12 protein-coding genes are annotated in these 13,009 nt (G+C 40.8%); 5 read left to right on the plus strand and 7 right to left on the minus strand.

Annotation, left to right across the window (positions count from 1 at the left end):
- Both GQR54_RS19105 and GQR54_RS19110 read left to right on the plus strand, forming a co-directional pair.
- Positions 1–120: cold shock domain-containing protein (locus GQR54_RS19105; protein WP_166379625.1), on the plus strand; the 120-nt coding region annotated here is incomplete at its 5' end.
- A gap of 231 nt (positions 121–351) precedes the next feature.
- Positions 352–600 carry a DUF3297 family protein gene (locus GQR54_RS19110; protein ID WP_166379627.1) on the plus strand — a complete coding sequence of 83 codons (249 nt, stop codon included), beginning with the start codon at positions 352–354 and terminating at the stop codon, positions 598–600.
- Between the two features lie 65 nt (positions 601–665).
- Here GQR54_RS19110 and GQR54_RS19115 read toward each other — a convergent pair whose 3' ends face one another.
- Together GQR54_RS19115 and GQR54_RS19120 are read right to left on the minus strand one after the other, a co-directional pair.
- A complete protein-coding gene (locus GQR54_RS19115) occupies positions 666–1,517 on the minus strand; it encodes an alpha/beta hydrolase-fold protein (RefSeq protein ID WP_166379629.1) in 852 nt (283 codons plus the stop codon).
- 145 nt (positions 1,518–1,662) lie between these two features.
- Complete coding sequence (locus GQR54_RS19120; protein WP_166379631.1) at positions 1,663–2,079, minus strand: MerC domain-containing protein; 417 nt, start codon at positions 2,077–2,079, stop codon at positions 1,663–1,665.
- Between the two features lie 141 nt (positions 2,080–2,220).
- Here GQR54_RS19120 and GQR54_RS19125 point away from each other — a divergent pair, with 141 nt between their 5' ends.
- Positions 2,221–4,632: a TonB-dependent receptor gene (locus GQR54_RS19125; protein WP_166379633.1), complete on the plus strand. Its 2,412-nt coding sequence runs from the start codon at positions 2,221–2,223 to the stop codon at positions 4,630–4,632.
- Between the two features lie 32 nt (positions 4,633–4,664).
- Complete coding sequence (locus GQR54_RS19130; RefSeq protein WP_166379635.1) at positions 4,665–6,062, plus strand: 5-methyltetrahydrofolate--homocysteine methyltransferase; 1,398 nt, start codon at positions 4,665–4,667, stop codon at positions 6,060–6,062.
- 97 nt (positions 6,063–6,159) lie between these two features.
- On the opposite strand, the gene GQR54_RS19135 is transcribed toward GQR54_RS19130, so the two are convergent.
- The 4 genes from GQR54_RS19135 to GQR54_RS19150 form a co-directional block, all read right to left on the minus strand.
- A complete protein-coding gene (locus GQR54_RS19135; RefSeq protein WP_166379637.1) occupies positions 6,160–7,461 on the minus strand; it encodes a DEAD/DEAH box helicase in 1,302 nt (433 codons plus the stop codon).
- A gap of 147 nt (positions 7,462–7,608) precedes the next feature.
- Positions 7,609–8,799 carry an alpha/beta hydrolase-fold protein gene (locus tag GQR54_RS19140; RefSeq protein ID WP_166379639.1) on the minus strand — a complete coding sequence of 397 codons (1,191 nt, stop codon included), beginning with the start codon at positions 8,797–8,799 and terminating at the stop codon, positions 7,609–7,611.
- 112 nt (positions 8,800–8,911) lie between these two features.
- Positions 8,912–10,732 (minus strand): glutamine--fructose-6-phosphate transaminase (isomerizing), encoded by a 1,821-nt coding sequence (glmS, locus tag GQR54_RS19145; RefSeq protein ID WP_165723088.1) that lies wholly within the window; start codon positions 10,730–10,732, stop codon positions 8,912–8,914.
- Positions 10,733–10,772: 40 nt separating this feature from the next.
- On the minus strand, positions 10,773–11,537 hold the full coding sequence (locus tag GQR54_RS19150; RefSeq protein ID WP_166379641.1) for a DeoR family transcriptional regulator: 765 nt from the start codon (positions 11,535–11,537) through the stop codon (positions 10,773–10,775).
- 159 nt (positions 11,538–11,696) lie between these two features.
- Here GQR54_RS19150 and GQR54_RS19155 point away from each other — a divergent pair, with 159 nt between their 5' ends.
- Positions 11,697–12,224 (plus strand): sugar O-acetyltransferase, encoded by a 528-nt coding sequence (locus GQR54_RS19155; protein WP_166379643.1) that lies wholly within the window; start codon positions 11,697–11,699, stop codon positions 12,222–12,224.
- Positions 12,225–12,338: 114 nt separating this feature from the next.
- On the opposite strand, the gene GQR54_RS19160 is transcribed toward GQR54_RS19155, so the two are convergent.
- The coding region (locus GQR54_RS19160; RefSeq protein WP_166379645.1) for a tetratricopeptide repeat protein at positions 12,339–13,009 on the minus strand (671 nt) is incomplete at its 5' end.

The raw sequence follows: 13,009 nt of genomic DNA on the forward strand, positions 1-13,009 counted from the left end.
GCACATTTTAGCGCAATCTCTGGCGACGGTTTTAAAACTTTAGCTGAAGGCCAACGTGTACAGTTTACTGTTACTCAAGGTCAAAAAGGTCCACAAGCCGAGAACATTGTTAGCATCTAATTGCTAAACAATTTAGTGGGTTAGAGATAACCCATTAATATATTTACCTTTATAATTATTTAGTCGAATATCTTCAAAACCTCCTCTGTAAATATTTCCCAAGCGCAATCTCATTTGTATACACAACTCATTAATTAGTACATTTTTAAACACATTTACTACTATCTCTCTTGAGCGAAAGCTTTGTATTGCCTACAATAGCGCATACTTCATTCAATATAGAATATGACCATGAACGACACTACCGCAAAACCTGCTTTACCAGATCGCCTTTCTATTAATCCACGCAACCCACATCATGTGGAAGAAGTTTTTGAACACGATATTGGTATCACGTTCAACGGCAAAGAGCGTTTTGATGTTGAAGAATACTGCATCAGCGAAGGTTGGATAAAGTTTGCATCTCCAAAAGGCCTTGATCGTCGCGGACAACCACTTTTACTTACAAGAAAAGGCACTGTTGAAGCCTTTTATAAGTAGTTAATACTACTTACTAAAAAAGCGACACCATATTGGGTAGTCGCTTTTTTTGTGCTTGTTAAAAATCATTTAATTATATTAATTTTCGCTTTACCTAGCACCCAATCTAAGCCTTGGATTGCTGTTGTTGGAAATACGGTTGCATGATTAGCGCCGTCAATAACAACACTTTTTAATTCTATATTGTCACTTTTAAGCGCATTAATTTTTTGCGTTAGCTGCTTAGCACCTTCAACCATATTTTGCCCTTCGCCGAAAGCTGGCGTTTCCATAGATCCAACTGATATATATATCCTTATAGGCAATTTTGGCTTATTCACTTTTAACGCTAATAGTGCATTGTTATCAAACCAAACCGATGGGCTGCCAATAATATAATTGCTAAATAAATCGGGTGTCGTTAATAAAATAGTCGCGCCAAATAAACCGCCTAACGAATGCCCCATGTAGGTTCTTTGTAAGTTACTGGCCCGATAGTTTTTTTCAATAAAAGGGAAAACTGTACTTTGTAAAAACTGAATATGCCCTTTGGCATTACCTGTTTGCTTTTTCCAATCTTTTGCAAAGGTAGGCGTGTAATCTCTAATTCGGCTGTTAGAGCCAGCGGACCCTTTTTCATAGCCAATTGCTACAATAATAGCCTGTTGCATTTTGCCACTATTCATAGGGAATCGTGTAGCCCCAGCAACGATGGGAAAGGTATACGGTGCATCGGTTACATAAATAACTGGATACGTTTTATTAGGCTGCTTTTGGTATGATTTAGGAAGCTGAATATACACAGGATACGCCCGCTCGCTAACGGGCTCAATGAGCTCAACCACGTTACTTCGGGGTATTGAATAAGGGGTATTTGCGCTTAATTTAAAACATATTAAGGCACTTAAAAGCAAAAGAGATTTTAAAATAAGAGGCACTGTATTGGTTAACCTAAGCTAAAAATAAATTAAGTACCTACTTTAAAGTACTTTTAGCGAATATTTAAGCTATCCAAAAAACAAAGTTTAAATAAAAGATAAAGTGCCAGTATAGCTTTCGTTTAAACCACCAGCACTTATAGCATTAAACCACTTGATCTGGCTCACTGCCTGAACACGGGCAGTTGTCGTCATTCTGTTTAAGACATTGCTGATAATTAAACCAATGGGCTACAGCAATAAACGCTGAGCCTATTAAGGTTAGCGCTTTTTCGAGCACTTCATGGCCTAGCAATACGGCAAATATCATAAAAGCTAAGCCTGTTACACCAGACACCATATAACGTGTACGTTTATGTTTTTTACAGCCTAAACTCAATGCCAACAAACTGGTTGGCATTACCGCCGTAAGAATCCATAAATGAAATTGCTCACTATCTATTTGCATTACAGCAAAGCTTGGTAATAACGCTAAAATAACCGGGGTTGCAAAACAATGCACTGTGCACATTACCGATAACCCTATTGCCATACGATCCATAACACTTTGACTCGACTTCATTATTTCCTCTACTAAATCAGTGTCTCCACTCAAAAACGTTACTTTTAAGGAGACATTTTAATAACATAAGTTAATTACTGTTGATATATTATAACATTACTCGCATAATTGATATAATATAACATCCAACAAGGTAGTCAAATGAAACGTAGATCGCAATTAGCTGTTCTCATCGCAGCTTTATTGCCGGCTAGTGTGCTTGCATCCACAATAGAAGGCGTTATTTTAAACAACAAAGGTAAAGTAGTTACCAATGCAACGGTAGAAGTTGAAGGCTCAGATCTTAAAGTAACCACCGATGAAAACGGTAAATTTGTTATAACAGAACTAAAAAATGGCTTAAAAGAGCTTCACGTTGTAGCCCCTGGTTATGCGCATCTTCATCGCGATATAACAATAACTAATGATGAAAACCAATCGGTTACTTTTAATTTAAAGCGCTCGCCTATTGAAGTTATTGATATTGAAGCGACCCCTATTCATATGTCGGCAATGGAATCTGCATCGCCTGTTAGTGTTTTATCTGGCGAACAACTAAGACGACAACAAGCTGCAACCCTTGGCGACAGCCTTGAAAAACTCCCAGGCGTTAATACAAATTTTCACAGTAAAGTAGCCAGCACACCTATTATTCGTGGTTTAAGCGGCCCTCGCGTACTTATTACTCAAAATGGCCTTGATGTTAGTGATGTTTCGCGCGTTGGCCCCGATCACTCTGTTGCATCGGAGGCGTCTACCGCACAACAAATTGAAGTATTACGCGGCCCTGCAACGCTGTTTTATGGCAGTGGCGCAATTGGTGGTGTGGTTAATGTAGTAGATAACCGCGTACCTACCGACAGCACCACGCGTGGTGAATGGAACCTAGAACATAACTCGGTAGATAACCAAAAAGTGGCCTCGTTTAATGCCACCACAGGCACAGACTCGGTGGCTTTTTACGCCGATGCATTTTGGCGTGAGGCCGATGACTACGGGGTACCTGTAGCTGCCGATATAGATAGCGACGGTGAAGGCCATAGTAGCGATTACAAAGTTGAAAACAGTAATGAAGAGTCTGACGGTTTTACTGTTGGCGCTAGCTATTTAATGGATAACGGCTTTATTGGCTTAGCAGTAGAGCAATTTAATCGTCAATACGGTATTCCTGGTCATACGCACGGCGAGGAAGAAGAGGAAGAACACAACGACGAAGAAGAAAGCGTATTTGCTGATTTAGAGCAAACTAAAGTGCAATTATTAGGTGAGTACAACCTAGATAATAAATGGCTAAACAAAATAAATCTCCGCGCTGGCCATACCGACTACGAACACGCTGAAATTGAGAGCGGCGCTGTTGGCACTACCTTTAAAAACGAAACCAACGAATTACGCATAGACCTACTGCATAACCAATTTAACGAATGGAATGGCGGTATTAGCTTTCATTACAAGCAAAGCGATGTTGAAGCACAAGGTGAAGAGGCCTTTACTCCTCCATCAGAGACCGAAAGCTTTGCTGTAGCGTTAATGGAAGAAAGGCACTTTGGTGATTTTTTAGTGCAGGTAGGTGGGCGTATTGAGCGTGTAACCATTGAAGCAGGCGACGTATTGCTGCCAAATATTGACGCTCACGCACACGATGAAGCAGAAGAAGCCGACGAGCATGATCATGGCCACGAAGAAAGCGCAGAAACCACTCGCGTATTTGATGTAGAGCATGAATTTACGCCAGTCAGTTTATCGGCAGGGGTAGTATGGGATTTTACATCTAACTATAACTTAGGGCTTTCGGTATCGCGCTCTGAACGCGCACCTTCTGCCTCTGAGTTGTTATCGTTTGGGCCGCATATTGGTACTGGCACTTACGAAGTAGGCGCACTATTTGATTTAGATGAAGATGGCCATTTGGGTTTATCTGAACAAGCAATTGATCTGGAAACAGCCAATAATATCGATTTAACCCTACGTAAAACTCAAGGCGATGTTGGCTTTATTTTAAATGCCTTTTACAACCAAGTAGATAACTACTATTACCAAATAGACACCGGTTTATTCGCCGAAAGTGGACACGACCATGGCGATGAAGAAGAAGGCGTTGACGAGCACGACCATTCATCAGAGCTACCCGTTTATTTATTTAAAACAGATGATGTAGTTTTACATGGTTTTGAAGCGCAAATTGCGTGGCAACTAACTAACGAGTTTAAGCTAGATGTATTCTCTGACTACGTTCGTGCACGCCTTAAAGACGGCGGCGATTTACCCCGTACACCACCGCTTCGTTTTGGCAGCGAACTAAGCTATCAAACAGATAAACTCAGTGCGCATATTCACGTAACTCGTTATCAAGAGCAAGACCGCACAGCCCCACAAGAAACAGCCACAGACGGTTACACCTTAGTTGATGCGAGCATCTCTTACGACCTTTCAGTGTTAAACCAAGATATGTCTGTGTACCTACGAGGCACTAACTTAACAGATACAGAAGCTCGCGTGCACAGCTCGTTTGTAAAGGATATAGCGCCACGTCCAGGACGTAGTTTTGCGCTAGGTATTCGCGGTTATTTTTAAGCGTTAAAAAATTATAATTAAAGGAAATAAACATGAAAAAACTATATCAATTAAAGCTTATTGCACTCGCTATTAGCGCTACATTTATTACGGCCTGTGGCGATGCAGAAACCAACATTGTGGAAAAAGATCCTATTGTTGTAGAAGACGAGCACAATCATGATGATGATCACGACCATGACGACGGCTATACCATAGACTCACTTGGCAGACTTGCCGTTCTGGCAGGTGACAGTAACGAAGCTAGCTTTTTTGATTTAGATAACAACGAATTACTTGATACATTTACACTGAACAATGACTCAAACACGTTATCTGCATCACCAGGCTTTCGTTATGCTGTTATTGCTAATCGTACTCAAGATTACCTAGGGTTTATAGACGGCGGTATGTGGCGCGAAGATCACGCAGAGCACTTGCATGATTATGAGCAAGGCCCTGCGTTTAGCAGCTACGAGCTAACAAGTGGTAGTCGCCCTACACACTTAATAACTCACGACGGGCAATTAGCAATATTTTACGATGGCGATGCAGAAACCGGTACGCCTGCCTCAGTAGAAGTGCTAACCGATAACGATATTACTAATACAACAGCTACACTAACGGGCATTAACTACGACATTAACATGCATGGTGTAGCTGAGCCTCGCGGCGAGCATTTACTCTCAACCATTCGCCGCGACGATGCAAGTAATACATCTAATGCCAAAGTACTTCCCGATCAAGTGGGTGTTTATCATCTTCACGATGGTAATTACGAACTAGAGCAAACGTTTGAAATAACCTGCCCCGATTTACACGGCGCAGCACAGAATCACGATTATGTTGTATTTGGTTGTGGTGATGGTGTATTGATTGCCCATCAGCAAGGTGATGTATACAGCGCTCAAAAAGTTGTAAATATAGATGCCGTAGGCGATCAGCGCATTGGTACTTTGTACGGCCATAAAAGCAATGACACAATTTTTGGTATTGCCGCAGGGCATGATGGCAGTGGTTCAGTATTGCTTAGCATTCATCCTGAAAATGCCGAAATGGAAGAAGTAGAATGGCAACTTGCTGATGGCGCAAGTGCTGTTTCTTATTCTTTTTCAGCCAGTGGTGAACACTTTTTAATACTCGACAGCCTAGGCTTTTTAAATGTACTTACTGGGCATGAACATGACGGTGAAATGCACTGGGAACTCGCAGGCCAAGTAGATATTACTCAAGCAGACGTAACCACAATGCCCGAAGGAATGAGCTTTAGTATGACAGTGGCGCAAAGTGGTCAGTTTGCTTATATTGCCGATCCAATTGCTCAACACATAGTGCAAGTACACCTTGAAGATCTAGAAATTGAAAGTGAGCTAGAGTTAACTTTTCCACCTGCAAGCATTACCTGGTTAGGGATTGCACAAGAAATAGAAGATGAAGATCACGACCATTAATTTAAAACTAACGCTTTAAGTTAAAGCCACAAAACAAAAAACCCGTAATTAGGTTTACTAATTACGGGTTTTTACAGCTATTTATTTAGCTCTATTGTTACTTACGACGCCAGCCACTCCACACATCATCTATATCATCGGCTTTATTTTTTTTCTTTTTCTTGCCTGTGCCTTCTGGTTTTGCCATTGGCTTTTCATTTTTAAGCGCATCAGCTGCATCAAGGTTTGCTTGGTTTACAGCAAAACCGGTTACTTCTTCACGCTCTAGGCGTAGTTTGTTTTTCTTCTCGATTATTTTAAAGTGATGCAAATCTTCATAATCAACCAATGAAAGCGCTAAGCCTACTTCACCAGCACGGCCGCTTCGACCAATACGGTGCATGTAATCAGCAGGACTGCGTGGTAGATTAAAGTTTATTACCACTGGCAGCTTTTCAATATCCAAACCACGTGCAGCAATATCGGTTGCGATAAGTACCTCTATTTCGCCCGCTTTAAATTTTTCTATTACGCGAGTACGTTCACTTTGGCCTTTATCGCCATGGAAAACTTGTGCATTAACACCCCGTTTTTCAAGCTTAGCCGCTAAATGCTCACAGTCTTTTTTAGCGTTCACAAAAATCAGCGCTTGGCGCCATTTATGGGTTTTAATTAAATGCGCTAAAACTGTGGTTTTTTCACCTTTGTTTACGGTAAAAACACGCTGTACTAAGGTGCTTTCATCTTTGTTTTGTACTTGTATTTCAACAGGGTCGTTTAAAAGCTCTTGCGTTAATAGCTTAACTTGCTCAGGGAAAGTTGCTGAAAACAACATGGTTTGTTTTTTAGCAGGCATTAACGCTAAAAGGTCAGCCAGCTCTTCGGTAAAGCCAAGGCTTAGCATACGGTCGGCTTCATCAAGCACAAGCGTAGTTACATTATCGAGCTTAATCGCATTGCTTGAGATTAAATCAAGTAAGCGACCAGGTGTTGCCACAATAATATCGGCGCCGCCGCGTAGAGCCTGCATTTGTGTATTAACCGACACACCACCAAATACCGCCACCGTTTTAATTGCGCCATTAAAGTTAGCTGAATACGATTTAACGCTATCGGCCACCTGCGTTGCAAGCTCGCGGGTAGGTACCAAAATAAGCCCAGTGACAAAGTTGCCTTTGCTCGCTACATTTTTAGCGCTTTGCTCTAAAAATAAGGTTTGTAGCATAGGCAAAGCAAACGTTGCTGTTTTACCTGAACCGGTATTTGCCCCTGCAATTAGGTCACTACCCGCAAGCACACTAGGTATAGCCTTAGCTTGAATAGGTGTAGGCTGGGTATATTCCAAATCGGTTAATCGAGCTAATAGCTCTGGAATAAGGCCAAGTTCGGAAAAAGTGCTAGGGCTTGTGGCTGAGGTCATATTTATTACGGGCTTATTGCTAAAAAAGTAGCCTGTAATTTTAGCGTATTTAGCGCTTATTAAGTAGAGATTAGTGATTTAAATATCAGCGGCGTGTTGTAAAGGTAACTGTAAGCGCAGGCTAGCCCCGCGCATTGTCCTTTTATATTACTGGGTTTTATTTAACTGTGTTTGTAATCTACTTTTAGTCTCTTTTAAGGTATCTAAATAGGGGTATGTGGTATCTACGACATTTAAAGCAGCCTCTATTTTAATAAGTGCCTGTTGTATATTACCTTGTAATTCATAGCCATAACCTAACCCCCATAGTGCATCAACAGATTGTGAGTGATGCTTAACATTATGCTTAAATACTGCCACAGCCCGCTCATATTGCTGCATATTTACTAGGTTGTAACCAAGTTGCCTAACAGCCGCCTCTGGAGGTGTTATTTGCTCCCCCCATTGCTGAGATAACTTTTTATAATAAACATCAATAGATTCTATATCATCGCTTAAAGCACTCATGGGCATTTGTTTGGGTAAAAATAAATGATGGTAAGCATTAAAGGCCCCAGCGGCAGATGTTAAGTTATGCGATACATTTTCAAATGCGTCACTGAAAAAGCGTAAATTTGGCAAGCTATTAGATTGTAAAGCTTGCTGCAGCTCATTATATCGCTCACGCATTACGCCAGCTTCTTCGCCAATATTTATATAAACATAGTTATTCAGGTCTTTTGATTTATTGATAAACGAATTAGTCGCTTTTACCGGTGCGCCATAGTTCCACCAAACGGCAGGGCTGTAAGCAATATGCGCTTGGAAAAGCTCAGGATTAGCTTGCATAGTATAAAGTGCAAACACGCCTGCTGCTGAGCCCCCAGCAATCACATTAAAGTTATGCGTACGATAGCTTTTATTAATCAAGGGCATAAGCTCTTGCTCAATAAATGCTAAAAACTTTGCTGCGCCTCCGCCTTCACCTACCGGGCCTTGTGGCTCTTTATTAACTGTGGGGTATAAATCTCTTAAGCGATTAGTGTTTTCAATAGCGACAATAATAACCTCAGGCGCACGATTATCATTTTGCAAACGCTCAATAACAGCACTGGCAAGCGGTATATTACCCGCTCCATCTAAGCGATATATAACAGGATATACCTTGTTTGGCTCAGATTGATAGCTCTTAGGTAACTGAACGACAACTGTGCGTTCTTCGTTTAAAACAGCCGATTTAAATGTATGTGTGTGTTGCGGATAGCCAATGGTTTGCTGTTTTAAATCAGGCTCTGCAAGTGTGCTACTAGAATAAAATATAAATATACTACATATAAAAACAGCGGTTAATAAACGCATGACTAATCCTTTATAAAATAGTGTGTTATTTAATCTAACAGGCTTTGAGGTACAAAAAAAGGCGCATTGAGCGCCTTTTTATCTTTAACAGGTAATTACCAACCTATTGATTTTACTCAACCGTAACCGATTTAGCTAAGTTACGTGGTTGGTCAACGTCAGTGCCTTTAATTACCGCTACGTAGTACGACAGTAGCTGCAATGGCAAGGTGTAAACAATTGGCGCAATAATGTCGTCAGTGTGGTTTACGTTGATTACACGCATTGTGTCGTCTGACTCAAAGTGTGAATCTTTATCTGCGAATACGTAAATAATGCCGCCACGTGCGCGTACTTCTTCTACGTTTGATTTAAGTTTTTCTAGCAATTCGTTATTTGGTGCTACAACAATAATTGGCATGTCGGCATCAATAAGTGCTAATGGGCCGTGTTTTAGCTCGCCCGCTGCGTAAGCTTCTGCGTGAATGTACGAAATCTCTTTAAGTTTAAGCGCACCTTCCATTGCAATTGGGTATTGCGAGCCACGACCTAAAAACAATGAGTGGTGCTTATCAGCAAACTCTTCTGCAAGATCTGCAATACCATCAGCGAGTAATAATGTTTCTTCTAACTTAGCTGGAAGTACTTTAATTGCATTTACAATTGCGCTTTGATCAAGGCCTTTTTCCTGAGCTATAGACGCAGTAAGCATTAACAAACCAACTAACTGCGTTGTGAATGCTTTAGTAGATGCCACGCCTATTTCAGCGCCTGCTTTAGTCATAAAGGCAAGGTCTGATTCGCGTACAAGCGATGAACCAGGTACGTTACAAATAGTCATTGAGGCCATGTAACCTTGCTCTTTAGCTAGGCGTAATGCAGCTAGCGTATCGGCAGTTTCACCCGATTGAGAAATAGTAACAAGTAAGCTATTTTCATGAACAAACGACTGACGGTATCTAAATTCAGAAGCTATTTCTACATTACAGCTAACACCCGCAAACTGCTCAAGCCAGTAACGTGCAACCATACCTGAATGATAAGACGTACCACAGGCAATAATTTGCACATGTTTTACATCTTTAAATATTTGCTGAGCGCTTTCGCCAAAGGCATCAATTGCCACACGGTCGTCGTTTAAACGCCCTTCAAGAGTATTACGTACAGCAAGTGGCTGCTCGTAAATTTCTTTTAGCATGTAGTGACGGTAATCGCCTTTGCCTGATGCATCTTGCGTAATGTTTGATTCAATCACTTCACGCTCAACTGCGTTACCGTCTGCATCAAAAATTTCTACTGTGTCACGTGTAATACGTGCTACGTCGCCTTCTTCTAAAAAGATGAAGCTACGAGTAACAGGTAGTAATGCTAACTGATCAGACGCAATAAAGTTCTCGCCAAGGCCTAAACCAATAACAAGAGGACTACCTGAGCGCGCTACAATGATTTCGTTGTCGTTGTCTTTATCAAATACAACAGTACCAAAAGCGCCTTCAAACTGTTTAACAGCTGCTTGTACTGATGCAAGTAACGTTGTGTGTTGTTTACGAAGTTGGTGAATTAAATGCACCATTACTTCTGTATCAGTGTCTGATAAGAATTCGTAACCATCTGCTTTAAGTGCTGTACGTAGACTCACGTGGTTTTCAATAATACCATTGTGCACAAGTGCTAACTGGTTGTTTGATACATGTGGGTGTGCATTTGCTTCTGTAACGCTACCATGTGTTGCCCAGCGCGTATGTGCAATACCTGTATGACCGCTAACACCTGCTTTTTCTAGAGCTGCTTCTACGTTAACTACTTTACCCACTGCTTTAACAGTATTAAGTGTGTTGCCATCAAGCAATGCTACGCCTGCTGAGTCATAACCACGGTATTCTAGGCGCTTAAGGCCTTCAACTAAAATTTTGTTTACTGGACGTTCTGCAACTGCCCCAACTATTCCACACATAGTGTCTCCATTAATTTTTAAAATACTTGCTACTGAGTAGCTATTGTATAACCTCTGCACAAATTAGTTTTACACCACACGCCTCAATTGCTTTGCGCTTATCGTCTGCTAAGCCATCGTCGGTTATTAATGTGGTTACTATTTTCCACGGTAATTCTAAATTTGGTATTTTTCGGCCAATCTTATCTGATTCAACCATTACAATTACTTCACGAGCGGCTTTTGCCATAACTTGGCTTAAACCAACTAGCTCATTAAAGGTAGTAGTACCGCGCTTTACATCTATGCCGTCAGCGCCAATAAATAGCTGATCAAAGTCGTAAGAACATAATACATTTTCAGCAACTTGCCCCTGAAATGACTCAGAATGTGGATCCCACGTTCCGCCGGTCATTAAAAGTGTCGGCTCGTTCTCGAGTGCTAATAAACGACTCGCTACTTTAATTGCGTTGGTCATAACAACTAACCCACGCTTATCAGCAAGCTCAGGGATCATAGCTGCCGTAGTGCGTCCGCTATCAATAATAATGCGGTTATGATCTTTTATAAGTTTTGCTGCAGCTTTTGCTATTGCGACTTTGCGCTTTGAATCTACTTCATCGCTAACAATTTCTTTAGGTAGTGCAATAGCACCACCGTAGCGGCGAAGTAATAAGCCACTTTTTTCAAGCGAGGTTAAATCTTTTCGAATGGTTACTTCAGATGTTTGAAACTGCTGTGCTAACTTTTCAACGGCTACTTCACCTAATTCATTAACTTGAACTAGTATATTGTGACGACGCTGCTGTGTGTTTCGTTTAGTCATAAAGCTCGTGAATTAAGTTTCATTTCGAAAGTTATGCGATTTTAAACGAAACAACTTAAATGGCAAGTGAACGAGCAAAAAAAACACAGTTTTATTCTAATAATAATAAAACTAAAAGTACGGTAAGCTGTAACTAATTAAGTTATAAAGATAAATACAATGCAGTCATTTAACAGTATCAGTAAAGAATACTTAGCACAGCGAAAGCAAGCAGGTGAAACCTGCCGTTTATTTAATAAGAGCCCAAGTAAAGGCAACTTAAAACGTATCAAAGAGTTATTTTTAAAGTCGGGTGATGGTGTAATTATAGAATCAGGTTTTCATTGCGATTACGGCAATCAAATAGTTCTTGGTGATCGTACTTTTATAAATATTAATTGCACTATTTTAGATGCCCCAATTAGTGAGGGGGCAATTACTATCGGTGATGACTGCTTAATAGGTCCTAACGTTCAGCTACTTGCTGTGTCACATGCTACTAATCCAGCAGAAAGGCTTAATAAGGAAAACTTTGCAGCACAGATTAGCATTGGCAATAACGTGTGGATTGGCGCCGGAGTTATTGTATTAGCTGGCGTTACCATTGGTGATAACGCTGTTGTGGGCGCAGGGTCGATGGTAACCAAAGATGTTGCAGCTAATACAGTGGTTGCAGGAAGTCCGGCGATAAAGCTCAAGGATATTTAACACGCTAAAGCCCGCCCTGTAGGTCGTCATTTATGGCGACAATTAATTAGAATTTAAATATTCCAAATTTATACGATCCGTAGGCCGTCGTTTACGGCGATAAAAAGGCAAAAGCTAGCCTGGAACCCCTAATTTATCCCTTAATTGCTCAATATCTTTATGTTGCTCAAAATACTGCACAACTGCTTGAATCTGTTGTTGCTTTATACCTTCAAAATTATCGGTTAGATAATCTTTAATCTCTCCAAAGCTCCACGTTAATTTCATTTCCGGTGGGATTGCGGTTAAGGCAGTAAACACCTCTTCAATCGTTTTATCGTCAAGCAAAAAGCGAATAAACTGCATTACGGCTAAAATTTGTTGATCAACTATGGATTTTTCAACTTCTGTAACACGACTGAGCACCTGTTCCGGTGTTTCAAAAAATAAAGCCAGCTCTGCAATATTAGCGAGCGCTGTTTTTACTTGTGCTTTAATTTCAGCATTATTGGCATCCTTAAATCGCTCTAATAATTGCGAATGCAGATTTAGAGCAGCGGTAAAGTCTTTTTGACTCCCATAAAAAACGACTTGGTTGTTCATCGCTTTAGCCACCCGAATTTGAATCTCTTCATTCAATGAGTCTTTGAACTGCTCAATCAAAGTTGCGTAGCTGTTGAGTGCGTCATCAGGCTTGCCTTGCTGATCATAAGTAAAGCCTTGGTTAGCCATCGCTTTAGCCACCTCAATTTGAAGCTCTTCATTCGATGAATCTTTGAACTGCTCAATCAAGGTTGCGAAGCTGC

Source organism: Pseudoalteromonas sp. Z9A4 (assembly GCF_011378845.1).
In the GTDB taxonomy this organism is placed as follows: Bacteria; Pseudomonadota; Gammaproteobacteria; order Enterobacterales; family Alteromonadaceae; genus Pseudoalteromonas; species Pseudoalteromonas arctica.

What these genes read in the sequence shown, in the direction of transcription:
- GQR54_RS19110 (WP_166379627.1), top strand. Translation starts at nt 352, where the DNA reads ATGAACGACACTACCGCAAAACCTGCTTTACCAGATCGCCTTTCTATT.
- GQR54_RS19120 (WP_166379631.1), bottom strand. Translation starts at nt 2,079, where the DNA reads ATGAAGTCGAGTCAAAGTGTTATGGATCGTATGGCAATAGGGTTATCG.
- GQR54_RS19125 (WP_166379633.1), top strand. Translation starts at nt 2,221, where the DNA reads ATGAAACGTAGATCGCAATTAGCTGTTCTCATCGCAGCTTTATTGCCG.
- GQR54_RS19130 (WP_166379635.1), top strand. Translation starts at nt 4,665, where the DNA reads ATGAAAAAACTATATCAATTAAAGCTTATTGCACTCGCTATTAGCGCT.
- GQR54_RS19135 (WP_166379637.1), bottom strand. Translation starts at nt 7,461, where the DNA reads ATGACCTCAGCCACAAGCCCTAGCACTTTTTCCGAACTTGGCCTTATT.
- GQR54_RS19140 (WP_166379639.1), bottom strand. Translation starts at nt 8,799, where the DNA reads ATGCGTTTATTAACCGCTGTTTTTATATGTAGTATATTTATATTTTAT.
- glmS (WP_165723088.1), bottom strand. Translation starts at nt 10,732, where the DNA reads ATGTGTGGAATAGTTGGGGCAGTTGCAGAACGTCCAGTAAACAAAATT.
- GQR54_RS19150 (WP_166379641.1), bottom strand. Translation starts at nt 11,537, where the DNA reads ATGACTAAACGAAACACACAGCAGCGTCGTCACAATATACTAGTTCAA.
- GQR54_RS19155 (WP_166379643.1), top strand. Translation starts at nt 11,697, where the DNA reads ATGCAGTCATTTAACAGTATCAGTAAAGAATACTTAGCACAGCGAAAG.